General features: G+C 63.7%; 23 protein-coding genes. 11 read left to right on the top strand and 12 right to left on the bottom strand.

Features of this window, described 5'->3' with window-relative positions; genetic code table 11:
* The first annotated feature begins 157 nt into the window (after nucleotides 1-157).
* Nucleotides 158-1,048 carry a LysR family transcriptional regulator gene (locus tag DBIPINDM_RS17235; RefSeq protein WP_258588362.1) on the top strand — a complete coding sequence of 297 codons (891 nt, stop codon included), beginning with the start codon at nucleotides 158-160 and terminating at the stop codon, nucleotides 1,046-1,048.
* Between the two features lie 31 nt (nucleotides 1,049-1,079).
* On the opposite strand, the gene DBIPINDM_RS17230 is transcribed toward DBIPINDM_RS17235, so the two are convergent.
* Together DBIPINDM_RS17230 and DBIPINDM_RS17225 are read right to left on the bottom strand one after the other, a co-directional pair.
* A complete protein-coding gene (locus DBIPINDM_RS17230; RefSeq protein WP_258588361.1) occupies nucleotides 1,080-1,706 on the bottom strand; it encodes a DNA-3-methyladenine glycosylase in 627 nt (208 codons plus the stop codon).
* On the bottom strand, nucleotides 1,685-2,065 hold the full coding sequence (locus DBIPINDM_RS17225) for a nuclear transport factor 2 family protein (RefSeq protein ID WP_258588360.1): 381 nt from the start codon (nucleotides 2,063-2,065) through the stop codon (nucleotides 1,685-1,687). Before DBIPINDM_RS17225 ends, DBIPINDM_RS17230 begins: the two co-directional genes overlap by 22 nt.
* A 311-nt stretch (nucleotides 2,066-2,376) precedes the next feature.
* Here DBIPINDM_RS17225 and DBIPINDM_RS17220 point away from each other — a divergent pair, with 311 nt between their 5' ends.
* Both DBIPINDM_RS17220 and DBIPINDM_RS17215 read left to right on the top strand, forming a co-directional pair.
* Complete coding sequence (locus DBIPINDM_RS17220; RefSeq protein ID WP_258588359.1) at nucleotides 2,377-2,982, top strand: DUF4440 domain-containing protein; 606 nt, start codon at nucleotides 2,377-2,379, stop codon at nucleotides 2,980-2,982.
* A 66-nt stretch (nucleotides 2,983-3,048) separates the two neighbouring features.
* Nucleotides 3,049-3,912: an alpha/beta fold hydrolase gene (locus DBIPINDM_RS17215; RefSeq protein WP_258588358.1), complete on the top strand. Its 864-nt coding sequence runs from the start codon at nucleotides 3,049-3,051 to the stop codon at nucleotides 3,910-3,912.
* Between the two features lie 79 nt (nucleotides 3,913-3,991).
* Here the strand turns inward: DBIPINDM_RS17215 and DBIPINDM_RS17210 are convergent, their stop codons facing one another.
* Entirely contained in the window at nucleotides 3,992-4,852 is an 861-nt protein-coding gene (locus DBIPINDM_RS17210) for an SMP-30/gluconolactonase/LRE family protein (protein WP_258588357.1), read from the bottom strand.
* A gap of 114 nt (nucleotides 4,853-4,966) precedes the next feature.
* On the opposite strand from DBIPINDM_RS17210, the gene DBIPINDM_RS17205 reads away from it, so the two are divergent.
* Nucleotides 4,967-5,767, top strand: coding sequence for a helix-turn-helix domain-containing protein (locus tag DBIPINDM_RS17205; RefSeq protein WP_258588356.1), 801 nt, complete (start codon nucleotides 4,967-4,969; stop codon nucleotides 5,765-5,767).
* A 71-nt stretch (nucleotides 5,768-5,838) separates the two neighbouring features.
* Here DBIPINDM_RS17205 and DBIPINDM_RS17200 read toward each other — a convergent pair whose 3' ends face one another.
* The 3 genes from DBIPINDM_RS17200 to DBIPINDM_RS17190 all read right to left on the bottom strand — a co-directional run bounded on the left by DBIPINDM_RS17200 (nucleotide 5,839) and on the right by DBIPINDM_RS17190 (nucleotide 8,149).
* On the bottom strand, nucleotides 5,839-6,645 hold the full coding sequence (locus DBIPINDM_RS17200; protein ID WP_258588355.1) for a YiiX/YebB-like N1pC/P60 family cysteine hydrolase: 807 nt from the start codon (nucleotides 6,643-6,645) through the stop codon (nucleotides 5,839-5,841).
* A gap of 89 nt (nucleotides 6,646-6,734) precedes the next feature.
* Nucleotides 6,735-7,679 (bottom strand): CHAD domain-containing protein, encoded by a 945-nt coding sequence (locus tag DBIPINDM_RS17195; protein WP_258588354.1) that lies wholly within the window; start codon nucleotides 7,677-7,679, stop codon nucleotides 6,735-6,737.
* Nucleotides 7,676-8,149 (bottom strand): CYTH domain-containing protein, encoded by a 474-nt coding sequence (locus DBIPINDM_RS17190; RefSeq protein WP_095202854.1) that lies wholly within the window; start codon nucleotides 8,147-8,149, stop codon nucleotides 7,676-7,678. The genes DBIPINDM_RS17195 and DBIPINDM_RS17190 overlap by 4 nt, the downstream gene beginning before the upstream one ends.
* A 90-nt stretch (nucleotides 8,150-8,239) precedes the next feature.
* On the opposite strand from DBIPINDM_RS17190, the gene DBIPINDM_RS17185 reads away from it, so the two are divergent.
* The 4 genes from DBIPINDM_RS17185 to DBIPINDM_RS17170 are packed head-to-tail and all read left to right on the top strand — an operon-like array spanning nucleotide 8,240 to nucleotide 11,971.
* The gene (locus tag DBIPINDM_RS17185; protein WP_258588353.1) at nucleotides 8,240-8,971 is read left to right on the top strand and encodes a CerR family C-terminal domain-containing protein; all 732 of its coding nucleotides are present in this window, start codon (nucleotides 8,240-8,242) and stop codon (nucleotides 8,969-8,971) included.
* Nucleotides 8,968-9,921, top strand: a complete 954-nt coding sequence (locus DBIPINDM_RS17180; RefSeq protein ID WP_258588352.1) for an HlyD family secretion protein — start codon at nucleotides 8,968-8,970, stop codon at nucleotides 9,919-9,921. The genes DBIPINDM_RS17185 and DBIPINDM_RS17180 overlap by 4 nt, the downstream gene beginning before the upstream one ends.
* Nucleotides 9,918-10,838 carry an ABC transporter ATP-binding protein gene (locus tag DBIPINDM_RS17175; RefSeq protein WP_258588351.1) on the top strand — a complete coding sequence of 307 codons (921 nt, stop codon included), beginning with the start codon at nucleotides 9,918-9,920 and terminating at the stop codon, nucleotides 10,836-10,838. Before DBIPINDM_RS17180 ends, DBIPINDM_RS17175 begins: the two co-directional genes overlap by 4 nt.
* Nucleotides 10,835-11,971 carry an ABC transporter permease gene (locus tag DBIPINDM_RS17170; protein WP_258588350.1) on the top strand — a complete coding sequence of 379 codons (1,137 nt, stop codon included), beginning with the start codon at nucleotides 10,835-10,837 and terminating at the stop codon, nucleotides 11,969-11,971. The genes DBIPINDM_RS17175 and DBIPINDM_RS17170 overlap by 4 nt, the downstream gene beginning before the upstream one ends.
* Nucleotides 11,972-12,233: 262 nt before the next feature.
* On the opposite strand, the gene DBIPINDM_RS17165 is transcribed toward DBIPINDM_RS17170, so the two are convergent.
* Entirely contained in the window at nucleotides 12,234-12,530 is a 297-nt protein-coding gene (locus tag DBIPINDM_RS17165) for a DUF4242 domain-containing protein (protein WP_095202860.1), read from the bottom strand.
* Between the two features lie 159 nt (nucleotides 12,531-12,689).
* Between DBIPINDM_RS17165 and DBIPINDM_RS17160 the strand changes: the two genes are divergently transcribed.
* Entirely contained in the window at nucleotides 12,690-13,652 is a 963-nt protein-coding gene (locus DBIPINDM_RS17160; protein ID WP_258588349.1) for an AraC family transcriptional regulator, read from the top strand.
* Nucleotides 13,653-13,732: 80 nt separating this feature from the next.
* Here DBIPINDM_RS17160 and DBIPINDM_RS17155 read toward each other — a convergent pair whose 3' ends face one another.
* Together DBIPINDM_RS17155 and DBIPINDM_RS17150 are read right to left on the bottom strand one after the other, a co-directional pair.
* Nucleotides 13,733-14,716, bottom strand: a complete 984-nt coding sequence (locus DBIPINDM_RS17155; protein WP_258588348.1) for a threonine/serine dehydratase — start codon at nucleotides 14,714-14,716, stop codon at nucleotides 13,733-13,735.
* A gap of 443 nt (nucleotides 14,717-15,159) precedes the next feature.
* Nucleotides 15,160-15,480 (bottom strand): hypothetical protein, encoded by a 321-nt coding sequence (locus DBIPINDM_RS17150; RefSeq protein ID WP_258588347.1) that lies wholly within the window; start codon nucleotides 15,478-15,480, stop codon nucleotides 15,160-15,162.
* Between the two features lie 176 nt (nucleotides 15,481-15,656).
* Between DBIPINDM_RS17150 and mbfA the strand changes: the two genes are divergently transcribed.
* Nucleotides 15,657-16,640, top strand: coding sequence for an iron exporter MbfA (gene mbfA / locus DBIPINDM_RS17145; protein WP_258588346.1), 984 nt, complete (start codon nucleotides 15,657-15,659; stop codon nucleotides 16,638-16,640).
* 236 nt (nucleotides 16,641-16,876) lie between these two features.
* Here mbfA and DBIPINDM_RS17140 read toward each other — a convergent pair whose 3' ends face one another.
* The 3 genes from DBIPINDM_RS17140 to DBIPINDM_RS17130 all read right to left on the bottom strand — a co-directional run bounded on the left by DBIPINDM_RS17140 (nucleotide 16,877) and on the right by DBIPINDM_RS17130 (nucleotide 17,858).
* Entirely contained in the window at nucleotides 16,877-17,221 is a 345-nt protein-coding gene (locus DBIPINDM_RS17140; RefSeq protein WP_258588345.1) for an antibiotic biosynthesis monooxygenase family protein, read from the bottom strand.
* Complete coding sequence (locus DBIPINDM_RS17135; RefSeq protein WP_019862263.1) at nucleotides 17,218-17,550, bottom strand: NIPSNAP family protein; 333 nt, start codon at nucleotides 17,548-17,550, stop codon at nucleotides 17,218-17,220. The genes DBIPINDM_RS17140 and DBIPINDM_RS17135 overlap by 4 nt, the downstream gene beginning before the upstream one ends.
* Before the next feature lie 92 nt (nucleotides 17,551-17,642).
* The gene (locus DBIPINDM_RS17130) at nucleotides 17,643-17,858 is read right to left on the bottom strand and encodes a DUF1127 domain-containing protein (protein WP_258588344.1); all 216 of its coding nucleotides are present in this window, start codon (nucleotides 17,856-17,858) and stop codon (nucleotides 17,643-17,645) included.
* 69 nt (nucleotides 17,859-17,927) lie between these two features.
* On the opposite strand from DBIPINDM_RS17130, the gene DBIPINDM_RS17125 reads away from it, so the two are divergent.
* On the top strand, nucleotides 17,928-18,602 hold the full coding sequence (locus DBIPINDM_RS17125) for an ArsR/SmtB family transcription factor (protein ID WP_258588343.1): 675 nt from the start codon (nucleotides 17,928-17,930) through the stop codon (nucleotides 18,600-18,602).
* Nucleotides 18,603-18,620 lie beyond the last annotated feature (18 nt).

Raw genomic sequence — 18,620 nt, 5'->3', positions numbered from 1 at the left:
TGTTGGCTCAGACTATTGAAGACACCAACGCACGTTTGCACATGACAAATTTCGATACGATCATGAAATAGCCACTAAAACCAGCATACGAACTTGCCCGAAAGGCGCCTGTGGATCAGAAATCGGCGCCTTGCCCTTGTTTCGAGCGAGGATTGTCATGGCTGGAGTGATGAGCCGCCGCCTGGATGTCGACGCCTTACGCGCACTGGTCGCGATCGAGAAGCACGGCGGCGTCACGCGCGCGGCCGAAATTCTCGGCTTGTCGCAGTCGGCCGTCAGCCACAAGATCAGGAGACTCGAAACGAGTCTCGACTGCGAAATCCTCACCCGGAAAGCAAACGCGCCGATGTTCACCACGGCCGGGCAGGATCTGCTTGGCTATGCGCGGCGCATTCTGGGCATCCATGACGAGGCGGTGCTCAGCCTGTCGAAAAGCACTTTGCAAGGCAAGATCGCGCTGGGAATGACCGAGGATACGACCTGCACGGACCTTTCGCGCATTCTTGGCCGGTTTCGCCGGCTCTACCCGGAGGTGAGCGTCCGCACGCAGGTGCGCATGAGCCTCGTGTTGCAGGAGCAGCTCAGCCAGGGAACCCTTGATGCCGCCATCATCCAGGTATTCCAGCACGAGGTCCGCCCCGCCGACATCCTCCTGTTCCGCGAGACACTGCATTGGGTGAAATCTCGCGACCTGGTTCTGTCGAACGGGAAGCCGGTCCCGTTTCTTTCCTTCGATGAAAATTGCTTTTACCGGCGCTGGGGCATCGACGTCGGCCAGGACGAGGATACGGTGTTCGAGACCGTGTTCGAATGCTCCAGCGCAGCCGGGATCATTGCAGGCGTGACCGCCGGGCTCGGCGTCGCACTCTTGAGTCAGCGCTACCTGCAGCCCGACATGGAGATTGTCGACGACAAATTCCCCAAGCCTCCAGACCTGGCTTATGTAATCAGGCGCGCGCGCACCCCCCGGAACCCCGCGCTAGAGACTTTGGTCAGGGAGATCGAGGCTGAGGTAAAGCGTTACGGGACGCTTCAAATCGCCGTCTGAGCGCGTCGCGCTGCGAAAGCTGGCTGGTCTCTTATTCCTGAAGTGATCTCGGACCGCTGACGAACGGGCTGCCCCTGACATAAAATCGCAGCGGGCGGTCGGCATCCCTGGAAATGCCGATCCGGATGCCCTGCCCGATCTCGCCGGGGTCTTGGCCATCTTTCGCCAGCCACAGAGGCCCTTGCTGGCAGAGGTCGAGCCCGTCGAGCGAACGATCGATACGCAACGCCGCCGCTAGCCGTCCCGGCCCGCGCGCCAGGTCGCGCAGGCGTTCGACGCCGCGGTTCTGGCGCATGATGGCGATGCCGTCGAGCGGCTCGAGCGCCCGGATCAAGACGCCGGTTCCGATGCCTTCCATCTCGCTGGAGACATTCAGCATCATGGAGGTGCCATAGGCGACATAGACATAGGCGTGCCCGCGCTCGAGGAACAGCGAGTGGTTGCGCGGGGTCATCCCCCTGAAACCATGCCCGGCGGCGTCGCCGACGACATAGGCCTCGGTCTCGACGATGCGGCCGCTGACGACGCCTTCAGGCAACGCCCGCACCACCACCTTGCCGATGAGATAACGGGCGAGAGCGACTGTCTCGCTAGGCAGCTCCGAACGGGCGATCGGCGGATGATCATCCCTGTGGCTCACGGTATCCGCTCGACCCATTGCGCGCGCGACGGTCCCGGTTCGAACGGATCGCTGAAATACTGGGTCTCGCGGGCCACCTTGCCGTCGAGGAATTCCATGATGCTGACGGTATAGGACGGCCGCCCGTCATAGGTCAGGACATATTCGGTGACCCAGAGGTCATCGGTGCCGGTGATCCGCCGCACGCTGAAGCGCTTACGGTTCGGCTGCGCGGCGCGGGATGACTGGATGTTGCGCCGCCCACGGATGCGCTCGCCCGATTGCGGATAGTCGAGCACCGCATCCTCCCGGTAGATCTGATGTTCCGCCTCAAAGTCACCGGCATCGGAGGCAGCCCAGTGGCGATCCAGAGCGGCTCGGATTTCCCGGTCGTCCATATCGAAACCTCCTTGACCGTCGCCGCCGATGTCGAACGTCGTATCATATGCCCTCGCGGAGCGGGCCTGCCAGATGGGAGGCCCGCCGATTACAGCTCTGTCGAGTGTCACCGCCACCACTTTGCCCTCATTCATCAGCGGCACAAAGACGGTCGGCTTTGCCGTCCCACCGATGCCGGCGCTGCCTGGCTTGAAATACGCAGCGCCTCGGCAAGGCGCCATCACGTTCGGGTGATATTCCAACTCGCAACTTGAAAAACAGGCATATACCTGTAATTATTAGCGGCATACGCCACTATTTTGGATCGGGAATGCGAAGCTTTGACGCCGGATCCAAAGAAACGGGTTTGACCGGCGGAAGCCAAGCGCTGAAACCAAGCGAGGCCAGTGTGACCCATTCCACGAATTCGATGATCTCCGCGATGCTGCGGCTGTCGATCCCCTACATTCGCTATCTCCGGGTACCGGCCGCGTTCCTTTTTCTCGCGGTGACGGTTGCATCGGGCGGACATGCATCCGCTGCCGCAAATGAAACCGAGGCGCGAGCCCTCTTCACGAGATTCGTAGCCGCGCAGAACGCGCACAACGCTGGCGATGTGAGAGCCATGCTCTGGAATTCGCCCAGCATGCTTTTGTTTTCGCGGGGCGTGGAAACAAGAGGGGCCGAGGCGGTCGCCGCGCGTTTCAAGGAATACTACGCAGGCACATGGCATCTCAAACCCGACATGGCGCAATTTCGCGTAGCCGTGATTTCCGACGATGTGATGCAGGTTCTTGTTCCCATCGTTTTCGCGCGAGGCCTTCCGGGCGACCCGCCACAGGACAACGCATTTCTGATCAGCCAGACGTTCGTCCACGACGCAACCGGCTGGCATGTCGCTTCCATCCTGCCGATCGCGAACACCCAACTCAAATAGCCGCGGCGCGTCCGGCAACGGACACGCCAAACGGCCAAACCACATGCCATGCGAAGGAGAGCCCCGATGAATAGCCGCAACGAACTTCGGGTCGAGAGTCAACGTCATGCTCCGGGCCAGGCGGGTCCGGTCGTGACCAATTCAAGATTTGTAAACGTCGACGGCGCGCGCGTCGCGTATCGGGTTCACGGGCAAGGCCCCGCAATCATACTTGTGAACGGGACGGCTGCGCTCGATATTCATTGGGGTCCTGTGATTGGGGAGCTGAGCAAAAACCGGACTGTCGTCAGTCTCGACTATTCCGGCTCCGGAGAGACCGTCGATGATGGCAGCGCCCTCACCCTGCAGAAGCTCGCGAACCAGGTAAGGGCAGTGGCGGATGCATCTGGAGCTGGCCCGTTCGATCTGATCGGACATTCGCTCGGAGCGTCGGTTGCGGTCGAGCTTGGGGCGACCGCACCGGATCTCGTGCGCTCGCTCATTCTGGTGGCCGGCTTTCCCTGGGGCGCGGAGCTGCGATTGCGGCTCGAATTCGAGCTTTGGCTCGATCTTCTTCGAACCAATCGCACCGCATTCCTGCGCCTGCTCCTGCTCACCGGGCTCACACCGGCCTTCATCTCGAAACTGGGGGTGAGTGCTGTCGAAGACATGATCACTGGATACATGCAAGTCGCGAATTGGGAAGGCATTGAACGTCAGATCGCCCTCGATCTGGTGGTCGACATACGCGCTCGATCGAGAATGGTGACCTGCCCGACGCTCGTCATCAGCTGTGCTCACGACCAGATCGTCACAACCACAGCGGAGCTCGCAACCAACATTCCCGGATCGGTTTGCCGGGAAATCAATGCCGGGCACCTCGCGTACTTCGAAGCTGCCGGCGAATTTCTCGCGGCGGCCGAAGCGTTCCTGAGCGGCGAGCGCGGCTGAAATCCGACGCGCTCGCCGATGAATGATGGTCTCGGCTGCAGGCGAAGGCCTCGAGGCCCGACCCCTGAAGCGCCGGCTCTCAATCGAGCTTCAGCGCCGCGACCTCGCCCTCGTTCATCAGCGGCACGTAGAGGATCGACTTGCCGTCGGTGCCGATGTCGGCACTGCCCGGCTTGAAATGCGCCACCGCTTCCGGCGTGCCGCCGGCTCTGTATCGGTAAAGCGTGCCGGTCATGTAGGCGGTGGCATAGATGGTGTCGCCGATGGCGATCACGCCGTCGAGGTCGGCGAATTTCTGCGCCCCGGGCAGTGGCGAAACCACCTTGCTGGCGAGGTCGACCGACAGCAGCCCGCCCGGCTCCTCTGTGCTGAAGTCGGCCTTGATGCCCTTGCCCCAGGAGGCGACGATCAGCCTGTTGCCATCGGCGAAGACGCCGTTGGGCGAGGCCAGCAGTGCATCCCTGACGAACAGCTCAGGCCGGTCGCCATCGATGCGGTAGATCGTGTCGGCCAGCATGTCGCTGACATAGACCTTGCCTGTGCTGTCCGAGGTCATGTCGTTGAGGAAGACCGCATTCGGCACCACGATGCTGGCGATCAGCCTGCCGCTGGCGAGATCGACGACGCGGACCTTGGTGATGTCGGCGACATAGAGCTTGCTGCCCGATATTGCCATGCCCTTGGGCGCGTCCATGCCGTCGGTCCAGTGCTGGGTCACCGTCTTGCCGTCCAGGGACAGCACACTGAGATAACCATTGCCGTCGGCCTCGCCGGGATTGCCGACGATGTTGGACACGATGATGCGGTTGTTGGCGGCGTCGAACAGCGCCGATTCCGGCTGTTCGAGGCCCGTGGCGCGCCACAGTTCGCCGGCCTGGGCGGCGGGTGCGGCCGCAATACCGATGGTGGCGACAACGGCTGAGATGATGAGGCGTTTCATGGCTGGTCTCCTGTGATGACAGGCGCAGAGCTAGGATTTCCGATACTTTTCGGGAAGCCCGATTACCGCTAGTATCGAATATCGATACGAAACTGTCGGCAAGAGGTGCATCCCATGAACGGTCTGATCTTCGAGGCGCTGAAGCGGACGCTGAAGGCGAAGGGCGTCACCTATCGCGAGCTTGCCGAGCGCATGGGCGTTTCCGAGCCGACGGTGAAGCGCATCTTCCACGAGCGCAACTGCAAGCTCGACCGGCTGGTGGAGATCTGTGCCGCCGCCGGCGTCGAACTGGAAAACGTGCTCGGCTCGATGAACCGGGGGCCGGGGCCGGTCAACCACATCGCGCCCGAGATCGAGCGTCGGCTCGCCGGCCGGCCGGCGCTGCTGTTCATCTTCGTCATGCTGTCGGAAAAATTCACGCCTGAAGGCATCATGCGCTCACAAGGTTTGAGCGAAGCTTCGATGTTCCTCTATCTGCGCGACCTTGAGGAACTCGGACTGATCGCGCTCGGGCGGGGTCTCACGGCAAGATTGCTGGTCGAAACGCCGATCCAGTGGAATTTCGAAGGGCCGCTGCGGCCACTGTTCGAGATGACCAACAAGAATTTCATCGGCTGGGCCATCACCCATATCGAGAACGAGGCGACCTTCGTCAGCTTCTCCAGGCGGATGCGGCCGGAGACGGCGGAGATGGTGCGGCGCGAGGCGGAAGACCTCGCCGAGCGCGCCAAACTGCTCGCCCATCATGACCAGCACACGACGCCCGAGGATGGCCTCACCGGCTACAAATGGACGTTTGCCTTTGGGGCGACGCCGTTTCCGGCGATCATGCCGATCGGCCCGCACCCGCGCGATGCCGGCGCCCGCCCGCCCGCCCAGTCTGCCGCAAAAGGGCGGCGCCCGCTTCCAGCTTGAAAGGACTGCTTTAGGTCTTTGCTTATGCATGTCGTCTTCCCAAAACCGAGGTCACTTTTGGGCGACATGCATTAGTCGGCGGCCCTCGTCTCCGCGCCGGCAGCCTTGTCGTCCCAGACCATCTGCCGGTAGTCGAAACCATATTCCAGGGTCGGCTTGACGATGCGGAAAAACGGCGACAGGTCGAAGTCGCGCGGCGTGTAGAGCGAGTGGTGGCGAATGTGCAGGATTTCCTTGCGCATATAGGTCGACTGCGCCGAAGCGCGGCCCGGGGCGCGGGTGATCTCGGGCAGGATCGGGTAGTGGATCTGGCCATAGGCCTCGGCGATGAGCGAGGAGCAGATGGCCCGCGTCGGGTCGCCGGAACCGAAGGCCAGCATGCGGCGGCGCCAGCGCACCGGCACCGGCGGCGTCGGGAAGAAATAGCGCAGCATGTCGAAAATATTCTTGAGGTCATATTTCAGGCCAAGCTTGCCGATCATGAAGGCGACGACCTTGTCGCGATCCTCCGGTGTCAGCCCGCTCGCCCGGCAGATGCGGGTGTTGTAGGTGCGATAGCGCGACAATGGCACCGCCACGCAGCCTTCGCCGATCGTGACCTCGATCAGCCGCGGCCGCTCCGAGCCGTCTTCCGGCTCGGGCAAGGTGTCGCCGACATAGAAGGCCGCGTGCGACCAGGTCGACTGGGTGAGATATTTGATCGCCGCCGAGATCTTCTGGTTGCCCTCGACCAACAGGATGTCGCCCGGCTCCAGCGTGCGGCGCAGCGTTTCAGGGTCCGATGGGGTGTAGGGCTCATAGCCAGAGGATTCTTCCTGCAGCCGGCCGGCGAGCCAGCGGCCAAGTCGGTCCAGGAGCGTGTCGCTGGGCTCGGTCATGATGAAGCGTGACTAGCACAGGCGGGCGGGAAAGTGCTAGCGCGCCGGCCGCCGCTTTCCTTCTCCCCCTTGTGGGAGAAGCTGAGGCATCAGCTCGCCACGGCAGCCAAATCCTCGGGAGACGAAGCGCCGGCAAGATCATCGCGCGCCTTGCGGGCGAGTTTTTTCGTCGCGTGCTTGGGGTTGTCGCCGAACAGTTCGGCGGCTTCTGCAAGACAGGATTTCCTCAGGCTCTTTTCCGAGCGCTTCAGGAGCTTGCCGAGCAGCTTTGTGTCCTCGTGCGGCCCAAGCGGCTCGTCGTCCGCCTCGAGCAGCGCGCGCATGACGAAGAGGTCATGCAGTTCGCCGAGGCGCTCGCCCAGTTCATCGACGGCCTTGCGCCGCGCCTTGATCGGCGTCGGCCAGAGCCTGCCGAGCAGCGACAGGTGCATGCCATGCGTCTTGGCCGCCTTGCGCAAATCGTGGAAATCGTCGGCCTCGCCGCGCGCGCCGGCCCTGTCGAGCGCCTTCCTGGCGCGGCGCAAGGTGACGCGGGCGCCTTCGGCAAGCACGTCGGCCGCCTGTTCCGGCTGGTCGGGCAAGGCGAGGCTTTCGATCCGCTTCATGCGGTCTTCGCAGGCGGCGGTCGCCGCACCGATCGCCGCCTCGAGGCCGGCGCCTTCATGCAGATCGTGCTGACGGGCGATCAGCCTGTCGCGCACGGCATCGAGCCCGCCATCGGCACTCTCCTTGGGAAAAGCTGCCGCCAGCCGGTCGATGGTCTCGATCAGTGCTGTCGCCTCGCGTGGGCCGGCAAGCAGCGCCGCCACATTGCGATAGCACTGATTCTCCGTCATGCAGAATGTTTCGTCACCGGAATGAACCAGTCGCAGCAAGGCACGCGCGCTCTTCAGCCGCTTGCGGCATTTGTGCAGTCCCTGTTCCGGCCGGCTGCGCGCCGCATCCAGATGCTGGAGTGCCTTGCCAATTTCCTCGGCAAGGATGCGCCTGACCTCGCCGGTCAGCGGCAGGCGCGGGTCGATGCGAAAGCTCATGCGGCGATCTCCGGTATCCCCCCGAGGGCGAGCGACGCGTTGTAGAATTTCTGCTCGCCGGTCACTTCACGGCCGAGCCAGTCAGGCAGCATTTCGTCCGGCACATCTTCCGGAGTCTCGAGTTCGGCCACCACAAGTCCCGCGAGTGCGCCGCCAAAGACATCAACTTCATAGAGATAGCCGCGATGCCTAACATGGTGACGTGTCTTCTCGATGACACGCCCAACGGCGAAGTCCAGCATCTCCACCGCCTCGGCAAGCGGGATTGGATATTCGAATTCGTCGCGCTCGCGCCCCCTGCTGCCGAATTTGAGCGTCAGCTCGGCGGAAACGCCGTCGCTGATGCGGATGCGGACGGTCCGACCAGGCGCGGTGGCGAGATAGAACTGGAGAATGCGGATATCCGCCTCGACCAGGCCCCGCCATGCGGTGCTGGAGACCAGGAACTTGCGCTCGACTTCCTTGCCCATGGCCGCGCACTAAAGCGTTTGCCGAAGGCGATGGCAAGACAACTCCGCACACAAGTTGACTTTAATCAATCGATTGATTAAAGTTTGACCATGATCAAACTGTCTGACACCAGAAATCCACGCCGTGAGACCTCTCCGGCCGACCTGACCCGCGCCGCTCTCGTCCGCGCGGCGCTGAAACTGTTCGGCCGGCAAGGTTTCGACGGCACCTCGACCCGCGAGATCGCGGCCGAGGCGCAGGCCAATATCGGTTCGATCGCCTATCATTTCGGCGGCAAGGAAGGCCTTCGCACTGCCGCCGCCGATTTTATCGTCGAGACCATCCAGGCGGTCGCCGGCCAAGCACTGGGCGCCGGTCAGGCGCTCGGCAATGTGCAAGCGCCTGCGGCGGGATCGGCCAGCCCGGATGCGGCGCGCGCGCAGCTGTTCGCGGCGCTGGAGCGGATGGTCGGCTTTGTCGTGGCAAGTCCGCAAGCCGGTGAGATCGTGCAGTTCGTATTGCGCGAACTCTCGCATCCGACGGCGGCGCTCGACCGCATCTATGACGGTGTGTTCGAGCCGACGCATCGCCGGCTATGCCAGCTCTGGGAGCAGGCGACTGGCGAGCCGGCCGAAAGCGAACGAACCCGGCTCACCGTGTTCACGCTGATCGGCCAGGTCATCTATTTCCGCATCGGCCGCGAGGCGGTGATGCGCCGCATGGGCTGGCACGACATCGGCACCGCCGAGGCGGCCAAGGTGGTGGCGGTCACAACGGACAATCTCAGCGCCATACTGGCCGCCCGAATGGGATCAAAACCCCGAATGGGATCAAAACAATGAGTTTCCTCTGCTCCTTGCCGCTCGCCGCTCAGCTCCTCGGTGCCTGTGCGCCCGCCGCGCCCCTCGCCGTCGGCTATGTCGAGGGTGACTATGTGCTGCTGGCACCCATCGAGGTGGCACAGGTCGAGACCGTCGACGTCAAGCGCGGCGATCGCGTCACGCCCGGCGCCACGGTGGTGACGCTGGAAAGCGCCGACGCCAAGATCGCGGTGGCGCAGGCCGAGGCAAGCCTCGCCCAGGCGCAGGCGCAACTCGCCGATCTGCAGGTCGGCAAACGGCCGGAAGAAATCGCCGCACTCAAGGCGCAGGTCGACATGGCCAAGGCGCAGGCCGACGATGCCAAGCGCAAATACGACCGCGCCGCCGACCTGTTCAAGCGCGGCACCGGTACGCAGGCCGACTACGACACCGCCTCGGCGACGCTGGAGACAGCAGACGCCCAGGTCGGCCAGGCCGAGGCCAATCTCGCCGTCGGCGGCCTGCCGGCGCGGCCTGAGACGATCAAGGCCGCCGACAATCAGGTCAAGCAGGCGCAGGCAGCACTGGAGCAGGCTCAGTGGCGGCTGTCCAAGCGCACGCTGGCGGCACCCTCGCCCGGCCGCGTCGACGACGTCATCCGCAATCCCGGCGACACCGCCGGCCCGACCGCGCCGGTCATTTCGATGCTGCCCGACGGCGCGGTGAAGCTCAGCGTCTACATACCGGAGGCCGCCTTCTCCTCGGTCAAGATCGGCAGCCTGCTCAGCGTTCATTGCGACGGCTGCGGCTCTGACGTGAAGGCGCGCGTCAGCTATGTCTCGCCCGATCCCGAATTCACCCCGCCAGTGATCTATTCGCTCGAGAACCGGCAGAAGCTGGTCTATCTGGTCGAGGCACGGCCGGAAGGCGATGCGGGGCTGCTGCAGCCCGGCCAGATTGTCGACGTCGACCTTGCGGAAACGGCAAAATGAACGCCATCGACGTTCATGGCCTGGTCAAGCGCTTCGGCGACAAGACCGTCGTCGACCATGTGACGATGTCGGTCGCCGAAGGCGAGATCGTCGGCTTCCTCGGGCCGAACGGCTCCGGCAAGACCACCACCATCCGCATCATGTGCGGCCTGCTCACGCCCGACGAGGGTGAGGGCACGGTGCTGGGTTTCAACATCCGCACCGACTCGCTCAGCATCAAGCGCGAAGTCGGCTACATGACGCAGAAATTCTCGTTCTACGAGGATCTGACGATCGGCGAGAACCTCGAATTCGTGGCGCGGCTCTACCAGTTAAAGCCGGTCGGCGAGTACGTTGCGAGGACGCTGGAAGAGCTCGGCCTGACCTCGCGCCGCAACCAGTTGGCCGGCACGCTGTCCGGCGGCTGGAAGCAGCGACTGGCGCTCGCAGCCTGCATCATGCACAAGCCGAAGCTGCTTTTGCTCGACGAACCGACGGCCGGCGTCGACCCGAAGGCGCGGCGCGAATTCTGGGACGAGATCCATCGCCTCGCCAGCGGCGGGCTCACCGTGCTGGTTTCCACCCACTACATGGACGAAGCCGAGCGCTGCCACCGCATCAGCTACATCTCCTATGGCAAGATGCTGGCCACCGGCACCGTCGCCGAGGTGGTGAAAAATGCCGGCCTGACCACCTTCGTGGTGCAGGGTCCGCAGCTCGCCAAGGTTGCCGAAGAGCTGCAGGGCCGCCCCGGCGTCGACCAGGTGGCGCCGTTTGGCGCCACACTGCATGTCGTCGGTTCCGACAGGAAGAAGCTTGAAGCAGCCCTTGCCGATGTCGAGAAGGAGCACAAGGGCGTGACCGTGGCGCCGGGCGAAACCAGCCTGGAAGACGTCTTCATCCAGTTCATGTCGGGGTCGAAGGACAATATGGCATGAACAGCGTCTTTTCCTTCGCCAGGCTCGGCGCGCTGCTGATCAAGGAATTCATCCAGATGCGGCGCGACCGCATCACCTTTGCCATGATGCTTGGCGTGCCGCTGATGCAGCTGGTGCTGTTCGGCTACGCCATCAACAATGATCCGAAGAGCCTGCCGGCCGCACTGGTGGCGACGAGCAACGACCCCTACACCCGCGCCATTGTCGCGGCGCTGCAGACGACTGGTTACTACCGATTCGACCATGTCGCGCGAACCGCCGAGGAGGCCGAGTTCCTGATGGCGCGCGGCGATGTCGCCTTCGTCGTCACCATCCCCGCCGACTTTGCCCGAAGGGTTGAGCGCGGCGACAATCCGCAGATCCTGATCGAGGCCGACGCCACCGACCCGGCCGCCGCCAGCGGCGCCATCTCCACGCTCGGCACCGTCGCCAGCCAGGCGCTGCTGAGAGCGCAAGGCATGCAGGCGGCCGCGGCCGAGGCCGCCAAGGGGCAGCTCGATGTGGTGGTGCACCAGCGCTACAATCCGGAAGGCATCTCGCAATACAACATCGTGCCCGGCCTGCTCGGTGTCATCCTGCAGATGACCTTGGTGATGATGACCTCGATCGCGCTGACGCGCGAGACCGAGCGCGGCACGATGGAGAATCTTCTGGCGATGCCGTCCAGCCCGTTCGAGATCATGCTGGGCAAGGTGCTACCCTATCTGGCGGTCGGCGGCGTGCAGGTTGTGGTGGTGCTGGCGGCGGCCAAGCTTCTGTTCGCCATCCCGTTCACCGGATCGATGTCGCTGCTGTTGACCGCCGTGCTCATCTTCGTGCTGGCGCTGGTGCTGCTCGGCTACACCATTTCGACGATCGCCCGCACGCAGATGCAGGCGCTGCAGCTGACCTTCTTCTTCTTCCTGCCGTCGATCATGCTGTCCGGCTTCATGTTCCCCTATCGTGGCATGCCAGGCTGGGCGCAGATCTTCGGCGAGATCCTGCCGCTGACGCATTTCCTGCGCATCATCCGCGCGGTGATGCTGAAGGGCGCCGAACTGCCGGCAGTGGCCGGCGAGATCGGCTGGCTGGTGGTGTTCGTGGCGCTGTTCGCCGGCGTCGCCCTGTTCAGGTTCAGGCGGACGCTGGATTAGAATCAAAACCCATTCACTCTGAACGACCGAATTCGAATATTCCTGCTTTCGAAAGAAGGTCCGGAAATGCCAGCTTAAAAAAGCGGCGAGCAAGCCCGCCGCTTTCCAAAAATGCGCCGCGTGCCGTCAGTGCCCAAATTGCGGCTTGATACTGTTCGTCGTTGGGATTTCCGCCTTGTCGACCGTCGCTATGGCATGTCAGGTTGTGAGGTGGAGCGGCGGCTCCGACCAGGTCGGAGCCGCCGCTCCAAATTTCTCTGGGTCAGGCGACCGCTTTCTCGGGGTCGGCGCGAACGATGACCGTGTCCATGACCGGCAGGATCTCGTCCGCTGGCATGCCGACACGGCTGGCGTGCTCCTTGATCGACTGGGGATCGCGAGCTTGGTAGATGCAGACGGTGCCAAGCCGACCGTCGGCCTCCTTGACCACGTAGCTGCGAATCCAGCGGACGCGGTCGGGCATCTCCTCATTGCCGATGCGGCCGGATTTCTCGGCCGCGGCCTTCAGCTCGACCGGATTGCCCCAGGCGGTCCTGCGGCGGATGACATAGAGATCCATGGTCTTCTCCCTGGTTTGTGGATCGAATTGGCCGTGCGACGGTGCTTTCCCTGAAAGTCGCCGGCGACGTCCAATGGCCTATTAGCTATAGTGCCGCGTTCGGAGCTTGAATGACCGGGCCGCCGGAACACTTGACCGACTGACGGAAGGGAATTGATCTTGGACGCGCTTGGGGAAGTGCTGCGTGCCGTCAAGATGACGGGCGGCGTTTTTCTCGATACCCATTTCACCGCACCTTGGTGCGTGTCAGCCAGGTTCACTTCAGACCAGTGCCGCCCTTCCCTGACCGACGCCGTCCAGATCATCGCCTATCATTATGTCGTCAGCGGCCGCATGCTGGCCGCTGTCGAGGGCGAGAGCCCGTTCGAGGTTCGCGCCGGTGAAACGGTGGTGTTGTCCCGCAACGACCCACACCTGCTCGGCAGCGCCCTGGATATGCGCCCGGTCGGCACCGAGCATCTCATTCAACCCGGAGAGCGGGGCGGCCTTGCCCGAATCGTTCACGGGGGAGGTGGCGAGCCCACGCGGCTGATCTGCGGCTTTCTCGGCAGCGACGAGCAACGCAATCCGCTGATTGCCACGCTGCCACGGATGTTGAAGGTCGACATGGTCACGGCGGGCTCAAGCGACTGGATCGAGGCCTCTCTGAACTTCGCCCTCAAGGGCCTGCAGGAGGGCCGGGTCGGCTCGCCAGCGGTGATGTCTCGCCTTTCGGAGTTGATTTTCGTCGAAGCCGTGCGCAGCTACGCGGCGTCGCTTGTGCCAGAGCAAAAGGGATGGCTCGCCGGCATGCGCGACCCGGCCGTGGGGCGCGCGCTCGCCCTGATGCACGCAGGGGTGAACCTTCACTGGACCGCGGAGCAGCTGGCGCGCGAGGTTGCGCTCTCCCGCTCGACTTTCTCCGATCGTTTTGCCGGCCTCGTCGGGATGCCGCCTATACGCTATCTCACCGCCTGGCGCATGCAACTCGCCAAGGAGCAGCTGCGCAGCGGCCATCGGTCGATCGCGCAGGTGGGCTATGAAATCGGCTACCAGGCGGAGGAGGCTTTCACCCGCGCCTTTAAGCGTGAATTCGGAATGCCGCCCGCGGCATGGCGGAAGGCAAAGCAGCTACTGGGATGACCGTACACAGGAAGATTCCGCGCCAATCTGCGCACTGCGGGTAGCGGCCCGACGCCGTTGCATCGCGGCCAATCGAGACTTTATGCAGCGGCCATGATCTCCGCGTATGTACCGAAATCGACATTGCCGCCGGACAGCACCACGGCAACGCATTTGCCGGACAGCTCGATCTCGCCCGATGACAGCGCCGCCAGCGCGACGCAGCCGCCGGGCTCGACCACCAGCTTGAGATAGGCCATGGCGTCGCGCATCGCCTGTGCCGTCGCTCTGTCGGAGACGGCAATGGCGCCGGCGAGGTTTTTGCGGTTGATCGCGAAAGTGATGGCGCCCGGCTCGGCGGTCAGGATCGCGTCGCAGATCGAGCTGTAGCCCGGTTCGTTCGAAACCCGGGCGCCGGCGGCGAGCGAGCGCCGCGTGTCGTCGAAATGCTCGGGTTCCACCGCCCAGACCGCGGTGCTTGGCGAGGCATCCTTGACCGCGACCGAAATGCCGCTCGACAGGCCGCCGCCGCCACAAGGGATCACCACCGCATCGAGGCTGACACCGAGCGCCCTGGCCTGTCTCATCAGCTCGAGGCCGATCGTGCCTTGCCCGGCAATGATGGCCGGATCGTCGAAGGGCGGCACCAGCACCATGCCCCTTTCGATATAGGGGCGAACCACGGTCATACGGTCGTCGCGAAAACGGTCGAAGGGCACCACCTCGGCGCCCATCTTGCGGACATTGCCGATCTTCATCGCCGGCGCATCCGCCGGCATGGCGATGACCGCCTTGACGCCGAACATGGCGGCGGAGGCGGCGACGCCTTGCGCATGATTGCCCGAAGAGAAGGCAACGACGCCCCGGCTGCGCTCCGCCTCGCTCAGCGACGACAGCTTGTTGTAGGCGCCGCGGAACTTGAACGAGCCGGTGCGTTGCAGCGTCTCCGGCTTGAACAGGATGCGCCCGCCGAAGCGCTTGTTCAGCTCCTGCGACTCGATCAGCGGGGTTTCGACGATCAGGCCGGAGAGGCGGGCTGCAGCGGCATGGATGTCGGCGATGCCGGGAGGGGCGGTAGCGGTCATGCGAGGTCCAGCGAAAGAGGTGATGTCCTCCCATGATGCCCGCAAAGGCACGTGGCGTGCCATTGAAAAAATGTGACCGTTACAAAGTTGACTAGTCATAATCCGATGGACGGCGCCGCCCCTCATCTGGCTGCCGCCATCTTCTCCCCGTGAACGGGGAAAAGGACGCTGGCGCGACGCTTTCGCCAGATAGCGAGCGTTGCAGGAGGGGCGGCGGCGCTGAAACAGCTTCTTTCTCCCCGTTTACGGGGGTGAGGCGTGGTCCGCGCAGCGGACGAAAAGCCAATTGCTTGGCTTTTCGAACAACGAACGCCCGGCAGGGCAATGAGGGGCGGCGCTGACTATGGCGATTGGCGACGGCCCCGGCCCTCCGCTATGGCTCCGGGCGTTCGTCGCTCGAAAAGCCCATTTGGGGGCTTTTCGTCCGCTGCGCGGACCGCTCCTCACCCCAGCAACGTCCTTTGCCTCTTGGTCCCACCGAGCTTGCGCCAATTGTTGAAGCGGTGCGTTGCGGCGGCGAACGAGATCTTCATCTGCTGGGCGACCGAATAGCGCGACTTGCCTTCGTCGAACATGCGGTAGCAGCACTCGACGCCTTCCTCGGTCAGCTTGCCGTCCGGGGCCTTGTTGTGCGGATTGGCGGGGTCGAATTTTTCGACCTGCTGCTCGACCAGGCCCTTGAGGCGTTGCAAATCGGCCTCGATGCTGGCGATGAGATCGAGAACGGGTTTTGGATCGAAATGCTGTGGGTGCGGCTTCGTCATGCGGTGATCCTCATTCTTGTCTCAGGTTCAGCTATATAGGTGAATCTTTGCCAATAATGAAGAGGTGAGACCGATCGAGCGGTTCAACAATTCTTGACCCCGCGACCAAGCACGCGGTTGACCCGAGGCATGCCAAACCCTAGTTTAGAACTATTCTAAACTAGGGTCATTTCCTCATGCTTTCCCGCGTTTTCGGCTTCGGCCGCCGCCCCTTCGAATCGCTCTCCGAACAGGAGATCCTGGCGCTGGCCATTTCATCCGAGGAAGATGACGGGCGCATCTACCGGGCCTATGCCGACGGGCTGGCGGAAAGCTTTCCGCAATCGGCAAAGGTGTTCGAGGAGATGGCCGAGGAAGAGGACGGCCATCGCGACTCCCTGATCGAGCTCTTCCGCAAGCGGTTCGGCGAGCGCATTCCGCTGATCCGGCGCGAACATGTGAGGGGCTATTATGAGCGCAAGCCCGACTGGCTGGTCAGGCCACTCGGCATCGATGCCGTGCGCCGCCAGGCTGAAGCGATGGAGCAACAGGCCTACCGTTTCTATGTCGAAGCGGCCAAGCGCACCACCGATGCCTCTACCCGGAAACTGCTCGACGACCTGGCGGCGGCCGAGCAGGGGCACGAGAACTCGGCGCATCAGTTGGAGCAGAAGCATGTGCCGGGCGCGGTCAAGGCCGAGGAAGCCACCGCCGAGCAGCGCCAGTTCATCCTCACCTATGTGCAGCCGGGCCTGGCCGGACTGATGGACGGCTCGGTGTCGACCCTGGCGCCGATCTTCGCCGCCGCCTTTGCCACGCATGACACCTGGCAGACGCTGCTGGTCGGTCTTGCCGCCTCGATCGGCGCCGGCATTTCGATGGGCTTCACCGAGGTCGCGTCCGACGATGGCAAATTGTCGGGTCGCGGCTCACCGATCAAGCGCGGCCTGACCGTCGGCGTCATGACGACGCTCGGCGGTCTCGGCCATGCGCTGCCCTATCTCATCCCGAGCTTCTGGACGGCGACGGGTGTTGCAGCGGTGGTGGTGTTCTTCGAGCTGTGGGCGATCGCCTTCGTCCAGAACCGCTACATGCAGACCCCCTTCCTGCGCGCCGCCTTCCAGGTGGTGCTGGGCGGCGCGCTGGTGTTCGCGGCGGGTGTGCTGATCGGGAATGCTTGAGCTTCCTTCCCCCCTTGTGGGGTGAGCAGCCGGTTCGCGTAAGCGAATTCATCGTGCCAGTGGCACGATGAAAGGCCGGCGAACGCCGGGACGCTGCGAAGCAGCGGGGACCCGGCAGGTGGATCGGCCCCCCGGCCCTTCGCAGGCTCAGGGCGTTCGAAGCTCGAAAAGCCAAGCAATTGGCTTTTCGTTCGCTGCGCGAACCGCTCCTCACCCCACAAGGGGAGAAGGGGAGCCTACCCATTCACCGCCCGGCTGTCCGCCGGCGCCTCATCCCTCTCCGTCAGCCCATAATCCCGCACCACATGCGCGATACGCAAACGATAGCCGGAAAAGATACCACCGCGGCCGGCCTGCTGCGCCTGCCGGTGTTCTTCCGTGTTGCGCCAGGCCTTCACCGCTTCCTCGTCGCGCCAGAACGACAGCGACAGGACGCGGTTCGGGTCGACCAGGCTCTGAAAACGTTCGATCGAGATGAAGCCGTCAATGCCGTCGAGCAAGGGACGCAGCTTGGCGGCGATGCCGAGATAGGCATCGCGTTTGCCCTCGGCCGGTTCGACCTCGAAGATGACGGCGATCACGGCAGCACCAGCTTCGCGTGCGGCCCGGAGACGTGCTTCAGGAACATGCGGTCCTCCTTGAGGATGAATCGTTCACGCTTGGCGAACTCATAGTTCGCCTTGCCGGCGGGATCGGCGGCAAGCCGGGCGCGATAGGCTTCATAAGCCGCCAGGTTCTCGATATTGTAGGCGGCATAGGCCGTCGTCGCCGACCCTTCATGCGGGGCGTAGTAGCCGATCAGATCGGCGCCGCAGCGCGGAATGGCCTGGCCCCAGTTGCGGGCATACTCCTCGAAGGCGGCCTTGCCGAACGGGTCGATCTCATAGCGGATGAAGCAGGTGATGGTCATGGTCGTCTCCTTGGGGGTGTCTTTTCGCGTCGATAGTTCGAGCCGCGTCGAAACGTCGTGCCGCCCGATCTGCTAGGCAATTCCCTTGCGGGTCATGCCCGCCAAAAGGATTTCGCGCATTCGCGGCGCACATCCTCCGGTGTCAGGCCGAGGTCTCGCAGCAGGTGATCGTCGATCTCCGAGAGGTCGCGGCGTTGCAAATGACGGTCATACCAGCGGGCCAGCAATCGTGAGCGGACCCAGGCGATGAACGGGAACGATCGGCGGCCGGGGAACGGTGCGGGGGTAAAGGTGGTTCTTGCGGTCATCGTCCGTCTCCTTGATCTGATCGGAGAATAGTGGTTATCTGACAAGAATGCTTCGATGAGGAACGAACTATGCGTGAAGGACCTGACATCGCCCGCATCGCCAGCCTGGTCGGCGATCCGGCCCGCGCCAACATGCTGAACGCCCTGATGGGCGGCACGGCACTGACGGCGAGTGAACTGGCGCTGGAAGCCGGCGTGTCGCTGCCCACCGCCTCCTCGCATCTGTCAAAACTGATGGAGGGCGGGTTGCTGACCTTGGCCAGCCAGGGCCGCCATCGCTATTACGGCCTCGCCGGGCCGCAGGTGGCCGGCATGATCGAAGCCATCACTGGTGTTGCGGAGGCGGTTGGCCCGAAGCGCGTGCGGCCAGGCCCGCGCGACGGCGCCATGCGCGTCGCCCGCGTCTGCTACGATCATCTCGCCGGCGAGCAGGCGGTGGCGATGCTCGACCGCCTGGTCGAGAAAGACATATTGCTGCGTGACGACAAGGAGATCAGGCTCGGCCCGTCGGCGGTATCGCATTTTTCCGCCATTGGCATCGATGTCGGCGCCAAGCCGCGCCGCCCGGTCTGCCGCGCCTGCCTCGACTGGAGCGTGCGCCGCTCGCACCTCGCCGGCACGCTGGGTGCCGCCATCCTCGACAAGATTCTTGCCGAGAAATGGGCGCGCCGCGAGAAGGACAGCCGCGCGGTGATTTTCTCGCCGCCGGGGAAACAGGCGTTCGAGAGGGTGTTTTTGAGCTGAGGTGTTTTCGCCACCTCA

It is taken from the genome of Mesorhizobium sp. AR02, assembly GCF_024746835.1.
GTDB lineage: Bacteria > Pseudomonadota > Alphaproteobacteria > Rhizobiales > Rhizobiaceae > Mesorhizobium.
This window is presented reverse-complemented; position numbering and strand designations above follow the sequence as displayed.

Bases quoted from the DNA above. Each gene is read 5' to 3' on its own strand.
- DBIPINDM_RS17235 (WP_258588362.1), top strand. From the start codon at position 158: ATGGCTGGAGTGATGAGCCGCCGCCTGGATGTCGACGCCTTACGCGCA.
- DBIPINDM_RS17230 (WP_258588361.1), bottom strand. From the start codon at position 1,706: ATGGGTCGAGCGGATACCGTGAGCCACAGGGATGATCATCCGCCGATC.
- DBIPINDM_RS17225 (WP_258588360.1), bottom strand. From the start codon at position 2,065: ATGGACGACCGGGAAATCCGAGCCGCTCTGGATCGCCACTGGGCTGCC.
- DBIPINDM_RS17220 (WP_258588359.1), top strand. From the start codon at position 2,377: ATGCGAAGCTTTGACGCCGGATCCAAAGAAACGGGTTTGACCGGCGGA.
- DBIPINDM_RS17215 (WP_258588358.1), top strand. From the start codon at position 3,049: ATGAATAGCCGCAACGAACTTCGGGTCGAGAGTCAACGTCATGCTCCG.
- DBIPINDM_RS17210 (WP_258588357.1), bottom strand. From the start codon at position 4,852: ATGAAACGCCTCATCATCTCAGCCGTTGTCGCCACCATCGGTATTGCG.
- DBIPINDM_RS17205 (WP_258588356.1), top strand. From the start codon at position 4,967: ATGAACGGTCTGATCTTCGAGGCGCTGAAGCGGACGCTGAAGGCGAAG.
- DBIPINDM_RS17200 (WP_258588355.1), bottom strand. From the start codon at position 6,645: ATGACCGAGCCCAGCGACACGCTCCTGGACCGACTTGGCCGCTGGCTC.
- DBIPINDM_RS17195 (WP_258588354.1), bottom strand. From the start codon at position 7,679: ATGAGCTTTCGCATCGACCCGCGCCTGCCGCTGACCGGCGAGGTCAGG.
- DBIPINDM_RS17190 (WP_095202854.1), bottom strand. From the start codon at position 8,149: ATGGGCAAGGAAGTCGAGCGCAAGTTCCTGGTCTCCAGCACCGCATGG.
- DBIPINDM_RS17185 (WP_258588353.1), top strand. From the start codon at position 8,240: ATGATCAAACTGTCTGACACCAGAAATCCACGCCGTGAGACCTCTCCG.
- DBIPINDM_RS17180 (WP_258588352.1), top strand. From the start codon at position 8,968: ATGAGTTTCCTCTGCTCCTTGCCGCTCGCCGCTCAGCTCCTCGGTGCC.
- DBIPINDM_RS17175 (WP_258588351.1), top strand. From the start codon at position 9,918: ATGAACGCCATCGACGTTCATGGCCTGGTCAAGCGCTTCGGCGACAAG.
- DBIPINDM_RS17170 (WP_258588350.1), top strand. From the start codon at position 10,835: ATGAACAGCGTCTTTTCCTTCGCCAGGCTCGGCGCGCTGCTGATCAAG.
- DBIPINDM_RS17165 (WP_095202860.1), bottom strand. From the start codon at position 12,530: ATGGATCTCTATGTCATCCGCCGCAGGACCGCCTGGGGCAATCCGGTC.
- DBIPINDM_RS17155 (WP_258588348.1), bottom strand. From the start codon at position 14,716: ATGACCGCTACCGCCCCTCCCGGCATCGCCGACATCCATGCCGCTGCA.
- DBIPINDM_RS17150 (WP_258588347.1), bottom strand. From the start codon at position 15,480: ATGACGAAGCCGCACCCACAGCATTTCGATCCAAAACCCGTTCTCGAT.
- mbfA (WP_258588346.1), top strand. From the start codon at position 15,657: ATGCTTTCCCGCGTTTTCGGCTTCGGCCGCCGCCCCTTCGAATCGCTC.
- DBIPINDM_RS17135 (WP_019862263.1), bottom strand. From the start codon at position 17,550: ATGACCATCACCTGCTTCATCCGCTATGAGATCGACCCGTTCGGCAAG.
- DBIPINDM_RS17130 (WP_258588344.1), bottom strand. From the start codon at position 17,858: ATGACCGCAAGAACCACCTTTACCCCCGCACCGTTCCCCGGCCGCCGA.
- DBIPINDM_RS17125 (WP_258588343.1), top strand. From the start codon at position 17,928: ATGCGTGAAGGACCTGACATCGCCCGCATCGCCAGCCTGGTCGGCGAT.